Origin of the sequence: Actinomadura sp. 7K534, assembly GCF_004348575.1 — a bacterium.
Lineage (GTDB): Bacteria > Actinomycetota > Actinomycetes > Streptosporangiales > Streptosporangiaceae > Spirillospora > Spirillospora livida.
In genome coordinates, this window is sequence record NZ_SMKB01000062.1 from 1 (window position 1) to 19366 (window position 19366).

17 protein-coding genes are annotated in these 19366 nt (G+C 65.2%); 12 read left to right on the plus strand and 5 right to left on the minus strand.

Annotated elements, in window-relative coordinates; genetic code table 11:
- Positions 1 to 101 precede the first annotated feature (101 nt).
- Both E1266_RS15070 and E1266_RS15075 read right to left on the minus strand, forming a co-directional pair.
- Entirely contained in the window at positions 102 to 959 is an 858-nt protein-coding gene (locus E1266_RS15070) for a CU044_5270 family protein (protein ID WP_132047296.1), read from the minus strand.
- The gene (locus E1266_RS15075; RefSeq protein ID WP_132047298.1) at positions 952 to 1524 is read right to left on the minus strand and encodes an RNA polymerase sigma factor; all 573 of its coding nucleotides are present in this window, start codon (positions 1522 to 1524) and stop codon (positions 952 to 954) included. Before E1266_RS15075 ends, E1266_RS15070 begins: the two co-directional genes overlap by 8 nt.
- Positions 1525 to 1692: 168 nt before the next feature.
- Between E1266_RS15075 and E1266_RS15080 the strand changes: the two genes are divergently transcribed.
- A complete protein-coding gene (locus E1266_RS15080) occupies positions 1693 to 2613 on the plus strand; it encodes an ankyrin repeat domain-containing protein (protein WP_132047300.1) in 921 nt (306 codons plus the stop codon).
- 421 nt (positions 2614 to 3034) lie between these two features.
- The gene (locus E1266_RS15085; protein WP_132047302.1) at positions 3035 to 3574 is read left to right on the plus strand and encodes a DUF1707 domain-containing protein; all 540 of its coding nucleotides are present in this window, start codon (positions 3035 to 3037) and stop codon (positions 3572 to 3574) included.
- A 14-nt stretch (positions 3575 to 3588) separates the two neighbouring features.
- Here the strand turns inward: E1266_RS15085 and E1266_RS15090 are convergent.
- Positions 3589 to 4376, minus strand: a protein-coding gene (locus tag E1266_RS15090; protein ID WP_165966096.1) for an IS5 family transposase whose coding sequence is annotated in 2 segments (ribosomal slippage) — positions 3589 to 4043 and positions 4043 to 4376 — 789 coding nt in all. Because the reading frame shifts where the segments join, the coding sequence is not laid out codon by codon here.
- A 1616-nt stretch (positions 4377 to 5992) separates the two neighbouring features.
- Here E1266_RS15090 and E1266_RS15095 point away from each other — a divergent pair.
- From E1266_RS15095 to E1266_RS15105, 3 genes are all read left to right on the plus strand, one after another.
- Positions 5993 to 7336 carry a tyrosine-type recombinase/integrase gene (locus E1266_RS15095; protein WP_132047306.1) on the plus strand — a complete coding sequence of 448 codons (1344 nt, stop codon included), beginning with the start codon at positions 5993 to 5995 and terminating at the stop codon, positions 7334 to 7336.
- Positions 7337 to 7809: 473 nt separating this feature from the next.
- Positions 7810 to 11040, plus strand: coding sequence for a hypothetical protein (locus E1266_RS15100; RefSeq protein WP_132047308.1), 3231 nt, complete (start codon positions 7810 to 7812; stop codon positions 11038 to 11040).
- Entirely contained in the window at positions 11037 to 11987 is a 951-nt protein-coding gene (locus tag E1266_RS15105) for a hypothetical protein (protein ID WP_132047310.1), read from the plus strand. The genes E1266_RS15100 and E1266_RS15105 overlap by 4 nt, the downstream gene beginning before the upstream one ends.
- Before the next feature lie 721 nt (positions 11988 to 12708).
- Here E1266_RS15105 and E1266_RS15110 read toward each other — a convergent pair.
- Both E1266_RS15110 and E1266_RS15115 read right to left on the minus strand, forming a co-directional pair.
- Positions 12709 to 12918, minus strand: coding sequence for a DUF397 domain-containing protein (locus E1266_RS15110; RefSeq protein WP_132047312.1), 210 nt, complete (start codon positions 12916 to 12918; stop codon positions 12709 to 12711).
- A gap of 13 nt (positions 12919 to 12931) precedes the next feature.
- Positions 12932 to 13777: a helix-turn-helix transcriptional regulator gene (locus E1266_RS15115; protein ID WP_132047314.1), complete on the minus strand. Its 846-nt coding sequence runs from the start codon at positions 13775 to 13777 to the stop codon at positions 12932 to 12934.
- A 299-nt stretch (positions 13778 to 14076) separates the two neighbouring features.
- Between E1266_RS15115 and E1266_RS15120 the strand changes: the two genes are divergently transcribed.
- The 7 genes from E1266_RS15120 (at position 14077) to E1266_RS15150 (ending at position 19360) form a co-directional block, all read left to right on the plus strand.
- Positions 14077 to 14589, plus strand: coding sequence for an ATP-binding protein (locus tag E1266_RS15120; protein ID WP_243718431.1), 513 nt, complete (start codon positions 14077 to 14079; stop codon positions 14587 to 14589).
- Between the two features lie 234 nt (positions 14590 to 14823).
- On the plus strand, positions 14824 to 15243 hold the full coding sequence (locus tag E1266_RS15125; RefSeq protein WP_132047318.1) for a hypothetical protein: 420 nt from the start codon (positions 14824 to 14826) through the stop codon (positions 15241 to 15243).
- Between the two features lie 603 nt (positions 15244 to 15846).
- Positions 15847 to 16251 carry a MobC family plasmid mobilization relaxosome protein gene (locus E1266_RS15130; protein WP_165966093.1) on the plus strand — a complete coding sequence of 135 codons (405 nt, stop codon included), beginning with the start codon at positions 15847 to 15849 and terminating at the stop codon, positions 16249 to 16251.
- Complete coding sequence (locus tag E1266_RS15135) at positions 16248 to 17789, plus strand: relaxase (RefSeq protein WP_132047322.1); 1542 nt, start codon at positions 16248 to 16250, stop codon at positions 17787 to 17789. Before E1266_RS15130 ends, E1266_RS15135 begins: the two co-directional genes overlap by 4 nt.
- 224 nt (positions 17790 to 18013) lie before the next feature.
- Positions 18014 to 18583: a hypothetical protein gene (locus E1266_RS15140; RefSeq protein ID WP_132047324.1), complete on the plus strand. Its 570-nt coding sequence runs from the start codon at positions 18014 to 18016 to the stop codon at positions 18581 to 18583.
- Positions 18584 to 18585: 2 nt separating this feature from the next.
- Positions 18586 to 18795: a helix-turn-helix domain-containing protein gene (locus E1266_RS15145; RefSeq protein WP_207945658.1), complete on the plus strand. Its 210-nt coding sequence runs from the start codon at positions 18586 to 18588 to the stop codon at positions 18793 to 18795.
- A 157-nt stretch (positions 18796 to 18952) separates the two neighbouring features.
- Complete coding sequence (locus E1266_RS15150; RefSeq protein ID WP_279436322.1) at positions 18953 to 19360, plus strand: very short patch repair endonuclease; 408 nt, start codon at positions 18953 to 18955, stop codon at positions 19358 to 19360.
- Positions 19361 to 19366 lie beyond the last annotated feature (6 nt).

A 19366-nucleotide genomic window follows, 5' to 3' on the forward strand; every position in this document is an offset into this window, starting at 1 on the left:
CCCGGACAGTCTGCACCCCAACCCACCCCCTCAAACGGCCTTGGATCGTGCGGCCGGTGACCGATCGGTCATCCACCAGCCGCACGACCGCGGCCCCTCGGCTACCGGGGGAGTTCGTCGGTCCATCTGGACGTGGAGCTGATCCCGCCCATCGACTCCCGCTTCCCGTTCACGTCGGCGTAGCCCTCGGCGTTCACCTCGGAGGTCTCGGGATTGACCACCAGCTCGGTACCGCCGCCGTCCGCGGCGAACAGCAGGCTCTGCCCACCAGGGACCTTCCCCAGGTTCTTGACGTGCGGAAGCGTGGCCAGCGCCCGCAGGGCCGCTGCCCGGACCTTGGGCGGCGCCGGAACGTCGCTGAGCAGATCGGTCAGCAGGAGCAGCAGGTTGGTCTCCTCCGTGATCTGCGCCCTCTTCTGCCCCGTCGTCCTGCTGTTCAGCAGCGTCGCCTTCAACTCGGCGGCGGAGGTCGGAAGCTCCGCGATCTGCGCGAGCCCGAGGCGGGTACCGCGCACCGTGATGGGATGCCGCCCGGGAAGCTTCTTGAGGGCACCTTCGTCGTAGCGGACCCACTGCCGGCCATCGACCGTGGTCCAGGACTCGAAGGTCTTGAAGTTGGCGCTGTTCGGGGCCACGCTTTTGACGTGCCAGTAGGTGCCCGAGGCCGCCGGCTTGGTCTCCGCGACGGTGGCCGCGGCGAGAAGCACCTGCGGACCCGACATCTGGACGGTCGCAGTCCCTTCCCCGGCCGGGTCCGGCGACCCCCCACCCGTGACGAGGGCGACCGCCGCGGCCCCCGTCGCGGCCGCCACCCCGATCGCGAGCACCGGCCTCCACGCCCGGCGCCGCCGAACGGGCTCACGCATCGCGTTCTGCAGTTGGTGCCGACCGCGCTCGATGGTTTCGGCGGAAGGCTCCGGCTTGGTGAGCGTGGCACCGATGAGCTGCAGGTCATCCATTGATTGCCTCCCGATCGATCATCTGCTGGAACTTCTTGCGCGCCCGGCTGAGCCGAGACCGCACCGTGCCGTCGGCTATCCCGAGCGTCTGGGCCACTTCCTCATGACTGAGCTGCCCGACGGCGATGAGCAGGACGACGTCGCGCTCCCCCGAGTTCAGCTTGGTAAGGGCCTTGAGCAATTGCGGCTGCAGACGCTGCGCCGCCACCGAAGTGACCACACGACTCTCATGACCCTCGATGAAGGCCGCCGCGCCCGTCCGTATCAGCGCCTTGTAATGCCGAGCCTCTTTGCGCCGGTGCCGCGCCATCAGCTTCGTGGCGATACCGAACAGCCAAGGCCGCAGGCCACCCCGCTCGGGATCGAAGCCGTCCCGCTGCGCGAATGCCACACAGAACGTCTCCGCGGCGATGTCCTCGCCCGTCTGCACGTCCAATCGCCCGACCGCGTACCGGTACACGTCGCGGAAGTAGCGGTCGTAGACGGCGGTGAACTCGTCCGGATCCCGCCGAAACCGAGCAACAAGCTCGGCGTCCGCTACTTGGCGACCCAAGTCAGCGGTCAATGTCGCATCTCCATCGTGCACACCTCTCATCCGAAGTACTCGCCCATCACCACCCCCTTCGCCGCACCCCCGATTTCCGTTCCCGTCCCGCATACCGCGCGGACCGGGCACCCCCTCAGGGGCGTCCTCGCGTGAAATGACAGACCTGCGAACCACAATCTGCTTCCCATGGACACCAACGCATGGGCGCACACGTCATGGCGCGACCTCGCCCAGGTCCGCGCGAACCTCGAAGCGGGCGCCGATCCGGACGCCCTCATCTCCGGATATCACCGTCCCCTGGACTACGCAGTAAGGTTCGGCACCCCTGAAGTGGTCGCGGAACTGGCCAGGCACGTCAGAGACGTAGACGCCGAGGACCAGGGCCGGACCGCCCTCTGGAGAGCCGTCTTCGACAACCGTCCCGACTACGCCCGCGCCCTGGCCGAGGCCGGCGCCGACCCGTGGCGCCCCATGATGGCCGGCTGGTCACCCGGCCGACTCGCCCTGGCCGGCCCGCACCCGGACCTGTTCTCACCGCCCCGCGCCGAGCTTTCGGCAGCCGAAGCCGCAATGGTCGCGGAAGCCCCACGCCTGATCAGTGCCTTGAGCGATCTCTACTACGACGGCTTCAGCCTGGCCTGCGTAGCCGGCATAACCGCGGACGAGGCCGCCCGGCGCCTGGAGGCGCCGACGGTCGAAGCGCCGGAGTCCGAGGAGCTCCTCGATCACGACGACTCTGTGGTCGGCGTGACCGATGTCCCGGGTGGGTGCGTCGTCGTCCAGCCATGGGCCTATGGGGCGTCAATGCCCGGCGTGGCCAAGGCCCTTTCGAAAGGGACCGTGTGCTACGCCATGTACGCCAACCCGAAGAGCGGAAACCAGGGAAGCATCGCCCGGGACGGCGTACTCGAAGCATGGGACCTGCATCCCGGAGGAGAGCCCGGCTCCAACGACACGGCCGAGGAGGTCCTTTTTGCCTACCTCTACCAACACAATGCTGTGGCGTTCTGCTTCGCCTACGCAGGACTGCAACCAACCGACTCGCGCCCACTCACCGGCCCCGCCGACATGTGGCTCCAACTCCCCGAACGCGACTACTGGCACTGACGCACCGGCCCCCACCGCCACCTCCACCCATGGGCCAGAGCCGGCTGTTGGCGTACCGCACCCCGAGCCGGCTCCTGCCCGTCGTGCAAGCGCTGGCGCGGGACGCGGTGCTGGGCCGCGTGATCGCCCAACGCACGTCGCCCCCGTTCCAGCGGCCCGTGCCGCCTCGTGACCGACCTCCGTGAAAAGGCCCATCCAGGGGCGCGGGCGCGGTCATCGCCAGAGGCATCGCAGAGCGCGATCACGTTGGCCGGACGCCCGATCTCCAGCGCGCAATCCTGCGAAGCCTGCCGAACTTGAGCGCCGCGTCGCGATCCGTGCGCACTGGGGCCCGCGGCGCCCCTCCTGATCTCCCGCGGATCGTGGTTCCGGCGGATGCCGCCTGCAGAGCGATCGCCCGGTCCGGCAGTAGAGTGAGCCGGTGCCCCCCATACCGGACGACTCATCGCGACCGGTCAGCGAAGAAGACCGTGACACGGCCATAGAGCGCTTGCAGAACGCATACTCCCGGGGCCAGATTCCGCACGAAGAAATGGACGGACTCCTCCACCAGGCGCTCACCGCCAAGACCTACGCCGATCTCGCGACGTCCCTGGCCTCGCTCCCGGAGGAGCAGGCGGACACGTCCACGATCGGTGCCCTCAGTGGACGGATCCGGCGGCGCGGCCCGTGGCGGGTGCCCCGCAACCTCAAGGTCGAATCGGCGTTCGGAAAGGTGCACCTCGACCTGGCCCGAGCGGTCATCGAGCACCCTGTGGTCGACATCGAGCTGCAGCTCACCACCGGCCAGGCGAAAATCACGGTTCCGCGTGACGCGGTCGTCGACGTCGAGGGCCTGCGCACCGTGTGGAAGGACTCCCACTACAAGCCCCGGCGCCCCTCCCGCCCCGGCGGCCCGAAGATCCGGATCTCCGGAACGATGGGTTTCGGGCGGCTGAAGATCCGCCACGCTAGGCGTTAGAGGTCGTAACAGAATCAGCGGACGAGGCGTCGCCAGCAGATGATGGCTGCGGCGAGGGTCATGAACGCCTCGTGGATGTCGTCGCGGATTTCCCAGCGGATGCGTAAGCGGCGGAACCAGTGCAGCAGGCCGATGGTGCGCTCGACGACGTAGCGGTGGACGCCCAGCCCGGACCCGTGCGGGGCGCCGCGGTGGGCGATGACCGGTTTGATGCCCCTGGCCCGCACCAGGCGCCGGTACTTGTCGTGGTCGTAGCCGCGGTCGGCCAGCAGCCGCCCGGGTCTTCGTCGAGGCCGGCCGACCCGGCCCCGGACGGGCGGCACCGCCTCCAGCAACGGCATCAACTGAGTGACGTCGTTGCGGTTCCCGCCGGTCAGCGACACCGCGAGCGGGGTGCCGTGGCCGTCGGTCAGCAGGTGGTGCTTGGAGCCCGGTCGGCCGCGATCGACCGGGCTCGGCCCGGTTTTGGGCCGCCCTTCAAAGCCCGCACGTGGGAGTTGTCGATCACCGCCCTGGACCAGTCCAGCTGCCCGGCGGCATGCAACTCCTCAAGCAGCAGCCGGTGCAACCGCTCCCAGACGCCCGCCTGGTGCCACTCGGCCAACCGCCGCCAGCACGTCATACCCGACCCGAACCCCAACTCCTGGGGCAGGAACTCCCACCGGATCCCGGTGTGCAGCACGAACAAGATCCCGCACAGCACCTTGCGGTCGTCCAACCGCTTACGCCCAGGGTGGTGCTTGCGGCGCTCGACCTTCGGCAGCAGCGGCTCGATCCGCTCCCACAGGCTGTCGGCCACGATCCATGGAGGTTGCTCGCCCTTACGCACCCGCCTACATCACACCCGGACATCACACCATGTCGCATCACATGCACATTTTGTTATGACCTCTTAGCCAGCAGAGGTGACGCTGCTTGCAGGCGGTTGCTGGTAGCTCGCAGAAAGGTCGTCAGGGCGGTCGTCGCCTGCGCATCGGATGCCGCTGACATGGCGTGGAGGACGGGTTCCGACTGCAGTATGGCCAGCGGACCGTCGGTGAATCGGCTGTAGGTCGCGATCGAGGAGGCGAGGCGGGCCCGGTGGTGGCGCTGCGGGCCGTACTGCAAGGGCCGTTCCTCTCCCTGGGCCAGCAGCCTGTCAGCAGGGGGGATACGTCCTCACGTGCCTGGTTGGCCCCCTGTGCCATGAAGGGCGGCATCCCATGCATGGCGTTACCGATCAGTACGCCGCGCCCCTTGCCTCAGTGCCACGGAATGGAATGCCGGTGGTTCGGGAAGACTTGCACGTCGTCATCCGTCAGTTCGCCGAGTGGCTCGGGGACCGGCCCAGGCCCAGTCGCCGAAGCGCCGGCGAAGTTGATCGAGGGGACTTCCGAGACGGTCTCCGGGCGACCATGGGACGTCGAAGAACCACCACACGCGGCCATCACCCGCCGGCCCGAAGCCCGCCTTGCCCTCCAGGCCCGCGAGCAGCAGCGAACGTCCGCCGAGATTCAACGTGGAGTGGGTGAGCCCCTGCAAGGTCGCCGTACCGGTCGGCTTCGGACCGCCGGCGCCGAAAAGTGCTGTTCGGACGCGGGGCCACATGCCGTTTGCGCCGATCAGGAGATCCGCGGTGTGGGACAACCCCGGATTCGGTCTCGATCCGCACGATCCGGCCCTGCTGCCGGTAGCGCGCGACGCGTTCGCCGAACCGCACCGTCCCCGATGGAAGCCCGTGGTGAAGCCGCGTCAGCAGGTCGCCCCTCGGGACGCACAGGGAGGGGGGCGCCGAGCCGGGCTTCCAGCTTCTCCCCGGGCATGGTCATGACCTGCCGTCCGCGTGCGCTGAGCATCCCGAAACCGGACAGTTTAGTACTACAACTTGTAGAACAAGGAGCCGAATGCGCGCAAGACCCAATACTGGACACCGTGTCAGTGACCCGACCTCGCCCGCTGGGTGGGGACGGGACGCGTAGGGGACCGTCGAGGAGATGGCCGATTGCGGGGCGAGTCCGACTGCCACGGGGTCGGACGCCATTGGCCAAGGGCGTTCTCCAAGAGGGAAGGGGGGTTCACCCGCCCTTTCAACGCACCAGAAAGCTGCACGTAGCCGCCGCCGAAGACGCCCATTTTGCGTGATCCGCTACGCCCTAAAGGCGAAATAATCCGTCCACGCGAGTCGATCTTTTCGATCGCGAAGAAAATCCGGCCCTCTAGTCTGAAAGTCTCTGTCGGGCAGGCGACTTTTGAACCCACGATCTCTTCAGTCCCGAACGCCAAAACATGGCTATTCGGGGGTCATGCAGGTAAAGCTGATTCGCGTTAAAATCCCAGGTGGGCGGCGGGTTCCGGTGCCAATGGCTCACGGACAAGGATGGCCGGTTCGCCGCCGTCCACGGACAAATCACGGACGGATGATCATGGGGAGATCGCCTCGTGGGATACGCGAAGAAGCGCAAAGGCAACAACGGAAAGTACCGCTACACGGCCTGCTACGTCGACATCAAGGGTCGTCTTCGGTCAGCCGGGACATACTCGAACAAAAGGGAAGCCGACAAGGCATGGCAGCGAGCCGAGGTGGAGGTCTCCAGAGGCCGAACCGGCGACCCGGGCCGCGGAAAGCAGCGGTTCAAGGACTACGTCGAGCAGGTCTGGCTCCCGAACCACCAGGTCGAGGCCACCACCCGTGAGAGCTACACGTACGCGATCTACCGGAACATCATGCCGACGTTCGGCTCGATGCGGATGATCGACATCCTCCCCGAGCACGTCCGCGCGTGGATCACGGCCCTCAAGAACCAGGGCATGAAGCCCGTGAACATCCGGTACCAAAAGATCATCCTCAGCGCCATCTTCACCACGGCGATGGACGACCAGGTCACCTTCATCCACCCCTGCCGCGGCGTCCGCACACCCCCGGTCGTCCGCAAGCCCCTAGAGATCATCACTCCCGAGCAGTTCGACGACGTCTACAACGCCCTCCCCGAAGGCACCTTCCGCCTACTCGCCGAAACCGAGATCGAGAGCGGCCTCCGCTGGGGCGAACTCAGCGAGCTGCGCGTGAAGGACGTCAACCTCCGAACCCGCATCCTCACGGTCAGCCGCACGGTCGTCGAGCTGAACCCGAAGTTCCACCCGGAGGGACGCCACTTCCTGGTCAAGGACTACCCGAAGGACAAGGAGTTCCGCCGCTTCAAGCTCAGCACCCAGATCATCGAGAAGCTCGAAGACCACATCCGGGCCGCCAGCCTGACCCAGGAAGACCTCCTCTTCCAGATGCCGCCCCAGGACAAGCCCCGAGCCCGCATCACCGAGATCCCAGACCCAGAGACACTTGGCCGCACAGAACCCAACGAGAAGGGCCGCACCTACAACCACGGCACGCTCAGCGGCTACACCGCCGGCCGCTGCCGCTGCGACTACTGCCGAGGCGCCTTCTCCCTCTACCGAGCCGCCCGCCGCGCGAACGGCAAGGACAACCCTCGCCCCCGCCGCGTCCGCGAAACCGACGGCCACATCCCCAACGACTGGTTCCGCCGCAGAATCTGGAACCCCGCCCTGGCCGCCGCCGGCCTCAACTTCAAACCCACCATGCGCGACCTACGCCACGCCCACGCCTCCTGGCTCCTCAACGGCGGCGCCGACCTCCAGGTAGTCAAAGAACGACTAGGCCACGCCTCCATAGCCACCACGGAGCGCTACCTACACACCCTCCCCGACGCCGACGAAACCGCCCTCGAAGCCCTCGCCAGAACTCGCAACCGATCAACTACCCGATAGACGAGGGGCGCAGCCAAGAAGGCCGGAACAACTCGTCCCTTCGCCGAGCGGTCCAGCGCTTCGCCGACCGGGACGCAGCGGTTCGACCTTGAGAGTGAAGAGGCAAGGCTTGTGGGCCACCTGGTAGGGAGGTGCTCGCTACGGGACTGCTGCAGGCGTCTTGGGTCCGGTCTAGCCACCCCGTGACGGGAAGATTGGCTATCGTGGTAATTTGCGCAATCTTGACCTTTGCGAGGAGAGCGATGAACGCTGCCCCCGAGGATCTGGTTTCACGTCTCGAGCAAGGGCCCTCTTACCTACTGTTGGGGCAGAAGCACCTCTTGCTAGAGAACGGCCGAGACCCCTTGGTCGGTCCAGTGGCGCGAGCTGCGGGGATCCCTCCGGGCGACGAGGACATCTATCAGCTTCTACGGACAATACCGTCTGGGCGGAGAGAAGCCGCACTCCAAGCGTTGAAGGAGACATCCTCCCAGTTGGCGGTACCGGCGTGGCTGCGCGTCGTTGCTGAGCTTCCTTGGAACGGGGTGCTCAGCACAGCCATCGATTCTCTTCTGATACGAGCGCTGCGCAATGAATGGCGAGAAGTTCAGCCCGTGGCTTCCTCGATGCTCCGTCTGCCGTCGCCGCGCAGCGCAGCCCGCGTTCAGTCCCTGCTCCTCTTCGGTGACGCGGACCAGCCTCCCGAGTACCAGCCACCGACCAACCGTCGTGAGTTCAGTGTGCGCCGTGCCGAGGCGCGAGCGCTGGCCAAGCGGCTACCCGACGAAATGATCACACCACGTGGTGTACTCGTCATCGAGGCTTGGAGCATCGATGACTGGTTCGATTCAGATGACCTATACGGAATACTGCACGGACTCGGCCAGGCGCAGGCCCACCTCTTCTCTGCCACCGAGGTAGAACTCGAAGACGAACTCATCGCGGCAGCCGTCAACGAGAAGGTGCTGGTCCCTCACGAGGAAGACCTGGCGACCTATATTGAGGAAGCCAAAAAGCGAGGCAGACTCTCTGCGCCGCAACGGTTTTCTCCTGGTCGCCATCAGATTCAGTGCGGACATGAACTGCACGACGTTCCACGCGATCGATGGAATGCAGTGTCGTCCTTTGGGCAGTTAATGGAGGTCGACCTGCTGGCTTCGCCGCCTGTCCAATCGGAGGAGCGCCGCTATCTCACCTTCCGCGAGTTCCTCGGTGCCACCGACCCTTCATCGTTCTGGACGGCGATCAACAGCGGTTTAGCCTTCCAACGAGATTATGAGACGCAACTGCGAAGTCTGGTTGGCAGATCGTTGGAGGGCCGCAGCCAGGGGGATCCACCGATCCTACTCACAGGCCAGACAGGTACCGGCAAGACTGTCGCGTTGGCCTCTCTCGCTTTTTCGGTGGCCAAGGAACGCAAGTACGCGGTGATACATATCCCGCGCCGCGCCAGTCGGCCTTCATACGAAGTGATCGATGATTTCTGCGCGTGGGCCGAAGAGATATCCATCCCGGTCACCCTGCTGGTCTGGGATGGCATGCTTGATCCGGACGAATACTCTCGCCTGAAAAAGTACCTCGATTCCCGTGGTCGCCGAACCGTTCTCGTCGGCAGTTGCTATTTCAGGAAGGATCTTCCGAAGCCTAGCGTCACGGCTCCTGCATCCCTCCGACAGAAGGAGATGCAGCGCTTCGAGAGGCATCTGGACGGCATTGGCGTCCAGATTCACGCCAGAGATCGCAAAATCCTGAAGGACAATACCTTCCTCAGTGCGCTCTACCGGTTGCTTCCTGATAGCCGGGGTGCGGTCAGCAAGGGGCTGGTGCTCGAACTCAGACACACCGAAAGCACTCTCACTCGCGCGGCTCGGACCGAAGCCGACTACGAGCCGCCCACCGCGATGGCTGCAGCGCTTTACGCTGCGGGGTTGCTCGACGAGCTCGCGCTGGCGCTGCGTGAAGTCGAAGAGGAGCAAGAGGAAGACAAGTCCTTCTACCGGGGCCCCTACGAGAAGCTCATCCATACGGTCCTCATCGCCTCGCGGCACGGCCAGCCCGTCCCGCTCGACCTGGCGCTGCGCGTCGTTGGGCGCGATGGCGTACGTAACCTGCCGCAACTGTTGAGCAAGATCGACCTGGTCCAGTGGGGGGAGGATCAGAACGGGAACTACAACTTGTCCGCCCGCAACGAACTCGAAGCCACGGTATTGATCGAGGCCGAGCGAACCACGAATCAGGCCGAGATCGAGACGTTGGCGGACGTGTTGTCCTGCATCCGCCCAGACACCACTGCCTTTGGCGGTGGTGAGGTCCAATTTGCCGTCGATCTGCTCTCTCGGATAGGCCCCCAGGGTGATGAGGATCAACGGTATGCTGAGCATTACCTTCGTATCGCCAATGCCATCGCCGATGCGAACAGTTCGGCCTTCTCGCCCAGTCCGCGCCTGGCATTGTTGGAGACCAATCTCTGTCGTGAATGGGTCAAGTTCACACAGCGCACGCAAACGGCGAACTCTGCCGAACGCAACGAAGTCCTCTGCAGAGCGGAGGAAGTGGTCGACGAGGCGCTCGAGCAGACCCGAACGGCCCATCGCGGCGCACGAGGCATCCGGTCGAACCTGCTGGTGGAACAAGCCAGCGTCGCCGGCTCCCAGCTTTACGAACTACTGCGCAGTGGCCCCGATAATTCACTTCCGTCTCCTATCCCGATGGAGACCGTCACCGTGATGCTAGAGCGCGTCATCCGGATCACCTCGGACGCGATGCGAGGCGACCAGGACAAGTACTACTCAGTGGACGTCCTGTGCTGGGTGGCCCTCGAGCTCTTCAACCAGAAAATCCTCCCCGAAGAGCAAGCAGCAAACCTGATCGCCGAATGCTTCTCACGGCTACTCCTCATCGAGGTTTCCGATCTCAGCCCGAAGCAAGAGGCCAAGTATAATGCCAGGTTCTCTGACATCGCCCGGACAGCCGACAAGACCAAGATTGCCGATGAGAAGCTTCAGCAGCTGGCAGACGGAGACGAGCCGCTCGCCGCCTATCTCTACGCACTCCGGATCAGCGGACTCATCCGCAACACCACCGACCCGGATGGTGTCCGGGAAGCGCTCGCCTATCTCCACGCCCATCCCACTGCGAAGGATGACCGGCGATGCCTCAGGCTTCTCGTCGACCTTTTCTGGCTGGACAAAACCGGATACCGGTTCATGGCAGAAGAACGGCTCACGCTTCCGCTCACCAAGCAGCAGTGGGTCGAATGCCTCGACCTGGCCAACCGGCTACGTGCCGAGGATGAACTTTCGGCACTCCGCGTAGAGTTCATGCGGGCGCTCGCACTGTTCCATCTCCGCGAATTCGCCTCCGCATTCGACGCCTTCAGGGATGCGGAACGTGAGTCCCAGTCGTCCCGACGCCGCATCGTCAACGTATACCTGGCGAGCGATTCCTCCGGGATGCCGCGGAAGTTCCGACCGGTGGTCCAGCACTTGGACCCGGACCGACGGAAAGGCCGGTGCTGGGTCGGCGAACTGTCGCGGGCGGTGCCATTTCAAAGCGCCGACTTCAAAACTGAAGAGCTGCAGGAAGGACTCGCGCTGCCCGAGGCCTATGTAGCCTTTAATCTGCGCGGCCCTATCCTCGAACCAGCTCGTTCACCCGGCAATAGACGCGGACCCAAGATTATCTCGCGCCCCATGCCGACGAACGGGGAGAGGGGCGTCTCTTGAGCGCCCACGGCTCCAGTGGTTTCGAGGCTGTGCTGCTTGTCAACCTGGATCGCAGAAAGCAGGAACTAGAAGATCTCTGCGATGCGCTGACGTCCGCGCCCGTCGGTGGCACGGTGACAGCACCGCGCCCTAACCCGATTGATGAAGAACCCCAATACGGTTTTAGAACCGCGACTATGTGGTTGAGTTCGTGGCTGACCGAAGCCTGGCAAACCAGTTTGGACTTCCTCTTCGACCATGCGAATCGAGTGGGGAAGGACGACGGTGAAGCCCGAGAGTTCATCCATATAATCGGAAGGCTGCGCACCCGATTCGCACATCACCTTGACAGGGACGATCCCAAAGACCGACGGACTCTCGAGGAATGCTACCGTTGGTATCGAAGAGCCTGCGGGGCTTCGATACCCCGTGACGAAGAGCAGTGGCGGCGCTGTCAGATCAGCCTATTTGAATCCGCCGAGCGTTACCTTTCTCAGGCGATCGACATCGCTCACGCGATCGATAGGCACCAGGACAGTGAGTATCTTCGCGAACTGTGGAAGGACAGGCTCAGCAAAACCGGAGCCGTGCTCGACTATCAGGGATTGCTCCAACGGGCTGCCGGGGACCTCGGCCATACTAAGCCGGACTTGCGCGCGCTAGAGCACCGCCACCAACGGCGCCTGGACAAGCGACTCGCACTCCTTCCCTCGGGAGGCAACAAAGACGACGCGATCGGGCGGCACGTGGAGCGCGTCATTCTTGAGGAGACCGTGGCGCTACTCCCAATCTCCGCCGCCAACGTCATGGAGCGGCTCCAGTTGCCCCCGGGTGAAGCCGTGGCCACCGCCCTACGGCTCGCTCAGGTCATCCAGGAACTCCACCCAGCAGATCTCAACCGCGCTAACCTGCTCGAACTCCTTGCTGACGCTTGGCAACACCTAGGAACGAGGAGTTCGTCTTGCTGAGTTTTTCGTTGGCTGTGTGGGGTTGAGGGACGGATTTCCGGGCCGGTGTGGGCGAGGAACGACGACGCAAGCCGTTCGTCCTGCCGGATGTGGCCGATGCCGTCTTCGACCACCTCGAGGACGCCAATCAGGTGCAGGACGCGTAGACACCCTAATAATCGCGGTAGCCGCACATCTCCGCACCTGTATCCCGGCCAGCCGAACCGGACAATCACGTTTGGAACCCGACCCGGACGCGCGGCCGGACTGATCACTAACCTCGAGGTTAACCGCACCAACGCCGTGGTCATTCCGCACATGTGGGGAAACCCGCAGAACACACGCGGTTGTGGGACCGGTGCGATGCGCGCCGGCTTGCGCTGGTGGAGGGCTATTCCCACGCCCAAAACGCCGCCCGCGACGGCGTCGATCATCGCTCCGTAGGGTTTGCCCAGCAAATACTCGGCCCGCCCTACGACATGCCGAGGCGGCTTCCTGATGACTTTGTCGCCCGAGTTCCCCACTATGCAATCGCCGACGCTGGATGCACAGCGATGAGTCCTCGATCCGCACTGGGCCGAGAGTTCACAACACTGGAACATACATGGCCGGGCCGGGCTTCCCTACGTTCCCGCTGGAGCGGCAGGGGGCACTATGCAGAATGGGGCCTGCACCAACTTGCGTAACATCTCTTGCGATGCGTTCGAGCGGACTCTGATGGGCACACCCCGCCGCCTGGACCTCAGAGGTCGTAATCACCTCGGCGAATCTCATTGACCAGCAGCGTGAACGCCGGACGCGTCATTGTCACGTCGCGTCCGGCAGGGCGCTTGGAGTCGCGCACGGCGATGACGTCGGCGATGGCGGCGAGTTCAACGCACTCGTTGCCCGTCGCGGTGCTCTTGGAGGCTTTGCGCCATACGACGGATGAAGGGTCTGCGGAGGGGGTCATACGGTCAGGGTATCTACAGCTCTGCGGCGATTGCGGTGATGAGAGCTGCACTCTGGTCCTCGCCAAGGGCAGCGTCCCAGATGGCATCGAAGGCGGCGTTGCATCGGGCAATGTGGTCTGCGCCTTCGATGTAAACGTTGCCGTAGATGCCTTCGGAGTAGCCGATGTCGGGGTCCAGCGGGTCGGAGTAGCCGAGGATGACGAAAGAACCCTCGACCCCGGCGCGGGCGCCGACCGTGTACGGCAGGGCGCGGAGGTCAACGTTGGGACGCTGGGCGACTCGGGTGAGTTCGATGAGTTGGTCACGCATCACCTGTGGGCCGCCGATGAGTTGCCGGAGCGCCGATTCGGCGAGCACGGCCTTGAGCGTGGGTGCATCCGGACGGCTGAGCAGTGTCTTGCGAGCCATGCGCGCGTGGAGTCGCTTGTTCACCTCGTCCGGGGCGTTGGGGACACCAGCGGAGATGATGGCCCGTGCGTAGTCCTCCGTCTGGAGCAGGCCGGGGATGAGCTGTACGTGGTAGGTGCGGATCACTGATGCTTCGTCTTCCAGGCTGACGTATCCGCCGGTGAAGACGCCGGAGTAAGCGGTCCACCATCCGCGCCGGCCGGCGTCGCGTGCCAGTTGGACGAGGGCGGCGTGCACTGAGTCTTCGGTGCCGTAGAGGTCGAGGATGCGGCCCACGTCCGCCGCTGTGGCCCTGGTCTTCCCGGCCTCGATCCGGCCGAGCTTGAACCGGTTCCAGCCGAGTGCTGCGGCCGCCTGGTCGAGCGTCATCCCGGCGCGTTCGCGGTGGGCTCTGAGTTCGCGGGCCAGCCTGCGGCCGCGAGCGGTCAGGCTGTGGGGTACCGGTGCCATGGCCTCAGTCTGCCGGAAATCAGTAGCTCTTTGCACACTTTCAGCAACACAAAGCTAAAAAGATCATGCACAGTGCATTGACGCTTAGCTCGGTGCGTGGTCAGATGCTGCCGAGTACGCAGCGAAATCGTGAACTCAAGCGGACCACCGCACGCACTAGACAGCCGCGCGACCGGACAACGGATTGGAGCCCCTGGCCGGCCGCGCGGCCTCCATCCCCCGTGACGGGAGACCAGATGAGAATAGCCCCAAGGAGGCCCACGCCCTCCGGTCCCAACGACCCGACTGGCTCCTTGCACGTGGTCGAGACGCATCCCGACCAGGCGTCCACCGAGACGGAGGCGGACGCAGTCAGAGCAGCCGTCCGCGATACCGCCTCTCTCCGGAGCAACGCCCCTGCCCTCAACAGACGAAGGACGGCACCAAGCGGAACCGATCAGCTGTGGTGCATTGATGTGTCGGGCCGTGAAGAGGCGATTCCGCTGGTACGTCGCTGGGTTCGGCTGCTGCTCGCCGAAGAGCCCGAACTGGCCGAGGCGTTCGAGTTGATCGTCAGTGAGTACGGCACCAATGCGCTCTGGCACTCGGCCAGTGGCGCACCCGGTGGCCGCATCAGAGTCGAACTCCTCATCGGCAACCGGCAGACGCTCCTCACAGTGCTGGACGACGGCCCCGCCCCCGTCCGCACTGATGAGGAAGCCGAACCCGCCGAGCACGGACGCGGATTGATGCTCGCCGACGCGTACGCCGACGAGACCGGCCAGGACGACCGCGCAGACGGTCACGCCGCCTGGGCCCTGATCAACCACTGAGACCAGGACGCGCGCTACACCCCCTGGTGCGCGTCCTTCGCCGACCGTCCTGGTCGGCCAGTCGTGCGGTCGGTGGCCTGTTCCCCCGGAATCCACCGACCGCACGACACCCCATTCGGCCGTCCCGGCCATCCATCACCTGACGAGCGCGCCTGCCGCGTTCGCTCTGGAGGTGACGTTGTGACATACCGTGAGCACGCTGCCCGGCCCAGCGGTCTCCCCGATGCTGCCGCCGTGCGGAACCCCGACCTGGCAGGGGAGCTCGATCTCGACCAGGCGGTGGAAGCCCTGCGGCGACGGTACCCCGGCATGTGCATCTACTGGGGCGAGTACACCGGCTCCCTCTGGGCCTTGCTGCCCGATCAACTGGTCGAGGCGAAGAACGCCTCTGATCTCGCCCGACGCATCGACTCGATCTTGGAGTGCCTGGCTCTCCGGAGCGTTAGAAGCCTCCACGTCCAGCACGAGGTATCACCACCTCGGGCGCTCGACGGCACCTGGGACACGCCGAATCGGAAGGCGCCTCCCGCAAGGGATCAGTTCTGGCCTGCCGACCCGGAGCCACGCCGCCGGCGCAGCCTCCTCGGCTGGCTCCTGGTCGGGTGCCGCCGGATCAAGCAGGGGCAATTGCGCATGGCGCCTCCCGTCCGCTGAAGCGGCACCGGTGGCAGTGTCAACGGCGGCCTCCTGCTCGTGATGGGCTGCAGTCATGAGGCGCGGCGAGGTGCGCCACCAGAGGAAGGGCCGCGGCCGTGAGGCGCGGGGCGTCGCATTCGCCGACGAAGTACTCGACGCCGTCCCGGCTGGGAGGCTCGAGCGAGCAGCCGAGTTCGGCTCAGGGCTGCCCTGCTCAACGATCTGGGCTGCGCACTCTCTCCAGCAGTCGCATGGATGGGAGTCGCAGGCAGATCTTCTCATTGCGGCCCTACACCGAGTCGTCCTCCTTTTCGAGGATGACGCAGGCTCCAGTGAGACGTGGCGGCGAGTTGTAATAAGCTACTCGGTCGAGAGGAGTAGCCTACTGATGGCCTTTCTTAGGAATGGCCTAGCCGTAACTCAGCGGTCCGCCGCCGCCCGCCGCAGCAGTGTAAGAGCTTGAGAGGGATGCGCTGGCACAGTTTGGGTGCCGTGCTGTTTAGAGGCTGCAAGGTAGGACCGTGTCGCTACACGTTGTGGATTCATGGAAATCCACCGCACTGTGGTGCGGGACCGGGCGCGGTCCTGAACGAGTTGATCGGAGGTGCAGTCACGAGCGAGGTGCAGTTCAACCAGCCACGCAAGCTCCAGCGACGCTCGCAGCTCGGCGGAGGACGCCGACGGGACCGGGAGATGAGGTTCCGAGTCAGCGACCAGGAGTACGAGGAAATTCGTGCGGCGGCCCAGCGAGCAGGAGCCGCCTACGGCACCTTCATTACCCAGACCGTACAGGCAGCCATTCGTCAGCACGAATTAGGACAGCAACCAACCGAACAACTCTGCGAAGAACTGCGCGGCATCGCGCGACAGCTGAACCGAATCGGCGTGAACCTCAATCAGCTGGCGCGCATAGCGAACACGACAGGACAGGTGCCCTGCGAACTGTCCGCCGCATTGTCGTATCTGGAGAACGTCCTCCGCAGAGTGGACACATCGTCCGTTGAGATCGGCCGGCTCCTGCGTTGATCGGCAAAGTAACCCGAGGCGAGAACCTCGCAAGGCTGCTGTCCTACCTCTACGGCCCCGGCACCCGCAACGAGCACGTCCATCCCCACATCGTCGCCGGGTTCCGGCTCCCCATGGCCCTGGAACCCGGTCTCGACGCCAGAGGCCATCGAGACTTCCGCCACCTGATCGGTGTCATGACCTCCCCGCTCGACACCCTCCGGCACACGCCGCTGACCTTGCCGGTCTGGCAGTGCTCGGTCCGAGCGGCCCCCACAGACCGAACCCTGTCGGACGACGACTGGGCCGACATCGCCGAGGAGGTGATGCACCAGACCGGATTCGCCCCACGAGGCGACGACCAGGCATGCCGCTGGATCGCCGTACGGCACGCCGACGACCACATCCACTTGGCCGTCGTCCTGGCCCGCGAGGACGGGCGCAACCCCAACGTCCACCGCGACTACTACAAGGTCGCCGACGCCTGCCACATCGCCGAGGAACGCTACGGCCTCACCCGAACCGCACCCGCCGACCGCACAGCAGCGCCCCGACCGACCCGAGCCGAGACAGAACTCACTGACCGTAAGAACTGGCCGGAGCCACCCCGCACCACCCTCCGCCGGCGCGTGGCTGCTGCAGCCGCCGGAGCCGAGAACGAAGCAGACTTCTTCGCCGCCCTTGAAGACGCTGGAGTGCTGGTCAAGACCCGAGAGAGTACCCGCGACCCTGGAGAGATCACCGGGTACGCCGTCGCACTTCCGCACCACACCAACCAAGAAGGCCAACCGGTCTGGTTCTCCGGAGGTAGGCTCGCCGCCAACCTCACCCTTCCCAAACTCCGTCACCGCTGGTCAGCCCCACAAGGAAGGAGCCCGTCCTACCAACACACCTTCTACAGGGGGGAGCTGACCCACGAGGAACGATCCGCCGCCTACCAGCAGGCCGCCCGAGCCGCCGCCACAGCCACCTGGCAGATGCGCCACATCCAAGACCCGAGAGTCCGCGCCGACGTGGCCGCCGCAGCTGCCGACGTCCTCAACGTCACCGCGGCCATCACCGGCAACCGAGAACTCGCGGAGGCCGCCGACTTCTACGACCGGGCAGCCCGCGAGCCTTACGGATACCAGCCACCGCACACGCCCTACGGAACGAACCTCCGCACGGTTGCCCGCGCACTGGCCCTATGCGAGATCCGAGGACGGCGCGGTTACCGCCCGAGCCTCGCTGGCGTCCTGCTCCATCTCATCGTGCAGGTGGCAGCCCTCATCGAGGCGGTCGCGGAGTTCCGGCAACTGCAGCAGCGTGACGCCCAGGCCGCTGCCGCCCGAAAAGCTGCCGCCCAGCTCACCAGCCTCGGCCGGCACACGACACGACCGCCGTCCCCGACGTTTCCAAGGACGCCGCCGAATCCCACGGCCGAGAAGAACGCCGCGCGTCTCGCCGCCACCGGCTTCCCGATACCCCTCGGCAATCAGTTGAGCGATTACCAGGGCCAACCCGTCAGGCCCACGCCCCCGCAACCTGGCTCGCACCGCCGCCGCGGTCCATCGCGGTAGCCCGACAGCAAGACCGGACGCCACGCCGGACGCAGTAGTGGCGTAATGATCAAAGCAGGCGCATACTAACGGAGCGTAAACAGTCTCAACGATGTGCAAGCAGTACACGGGCGCAGCGTCCGAGACCGCGAACCTGAGCCCATCTTCCCCACCGCACGAGAAAGGCGAAGCCATGACCGACCACAGCCCGAACACGGGATCCACATTCACGAGGACACACCCACATGACCGACTACACGCCGGCCCCCGCCGCCACTGGTAACGACGACGAGACCGTCCAGCTCGCAGCCAACCTGTACGAACACGTCCGCCAGCTCAACTACGCCACGGCTGGCCCGCCGAGCCTTACTCAGCCCTCCACCGCGTACGCCATCCTCGGCAACCTCAGCGCAGCCACCTATGGTCTCGACCAGGCTCTCGACCAGATCAACCGCTTCTTCTTGCGCGAACTCCAGGCTGGCCGACTCGGCCACGACCACGGCGAAGACCTCACCGACGTACTGAGCCGCCACGGCCAGGCCCTGGCCGACGCGAGGCGCCACATTCAAGCCCTCTGCGCGACCCTCAGCGAAGCCCAATCCGCCGTCAACGCCGTCCACTCTCGCTCCGGCCGCGGACGCAAGGCGTCCCCAACGACCAGAAGCGAGACGCACAAGGACGACGTCGGCGTGGCAGCGGCGGCGAACGACTTCCCCAGGCCAATCACCGACCCAACGCTCCTCGCACCGCCTCCGGCCGGCGAACGACACAGCCCCATCCACTTCCCCCGCCGCACGAACCTCCCGGAGGCCTGAGCATGGAACCCATGACCCAAGAGGAACTCGCCGCCCTCCCCACCACAACCACCATCGAGACCGCCGCCCGCGCCCTAGGCCTCGGCCGAACCCGCGCCTACCAACTGGCCCGAGAGAACCGCTTTCCCTGCAAAGTCATCCGCATAGGCACCACGTATCGCGTCATCACGGCTGATCTGCAACGCACGTTGGCCACAGATACCCCAAGTTAACAATGGTCAGCAGGGGTTGCTCGCGTTCTCGTCAATCCCACCCGCGTGTCTCCGCACGGCACCGGTGGCACGACTTGCCAGAGATATCGGATCAGATGATCGTCGCGCATCCTCCGACGATCGCTCGTACGGTGGTGCCATGTCGGTCTCTCGCCCTATGAGGGCGTCTAGCCCGGGTGTGCGCAAGAGCATGCAGAGCAACAAGAGCCGGGACACCAAACCTGAACTGGCTCTACGGCGTGCGGTCCATGCCCTCGGCCTTCGCTACCGAGTCTCGATGCGACCGCTGTCGGCCGTGCGACGCACGGCCGACCTGGTCTTCACGAGAGCTCGCGTGGCCGTCTTCCTGGACGGCTGCTTCTGGCACGGGTGTCCGGAGCACCACACGAAGTCAGCCACGAACGCCGACTACTGGGCGGAGAAGGTCCGCCGCAACCGGGAACGTGACGCGGAGACCGACAAGACCCTCCATGAGGCTGGTTGGCGAACGATTCGGATCTGGGAGCACGAGGACCCTCGCGAGGCGGCTGTGCGCATCGCCGAGGAGGTGCGCAGAAGCGACTGAGACGCT

Excerpts from the sequence above, each read along its gene's own strand:
- E1266_RS15070 (WP_132047296.1), bottom strand. The coding sequence starts at position 959 with ATGGATGACCTGCAGCTCATCGGTGCCACGCTCACCAAGCCGGAGCCT.
- E1266_RS15080 (WP_132047300.1), top strand. The coding sequence starts at position 1,693 with ATGGACACCAACGCATGGGCGCACACGTCATGGCGCGACCTCGCCCAG.
- E1266_RS15110 (WP_132047312.1), bottom strand. The coding sequence starts at position 12,918 with ATGACCCCCTCCGCAGACCCTTCATCCGTCGTATGGCGCAAAGCCTCC.
- E1266_RS15115 (WP_132047314.1), bottom strand. The coding sequence starts at position 13,777 with ATGGCACCGGTACCCCACAGCCTGACCGCTCGCGGCCGCAGGCTGGCC.
- E1266_RS15140 (WP_132047324.1), top strand. The coding sequence starts at position 18,014 with ATGACCGACTACACGCCGGCCCCCGCCGCCACTGGTAACGACGACGAG.
- E1266_RS15145 (WP_207945658.1), top strand. The coding sequence starts at position 18,586 with ATGGAACCCATGACCCAAGAGGAACTCGCCGCCCTCCCCACCACAACC.
- E1266_RS15150 (WP_279436322.1), top strand. The coding sequence starts at position 18,953 with ATGAGGGCGTCTAGCCCGGGTGTGCGCAAGAGCATGCAGAGCAACAAG.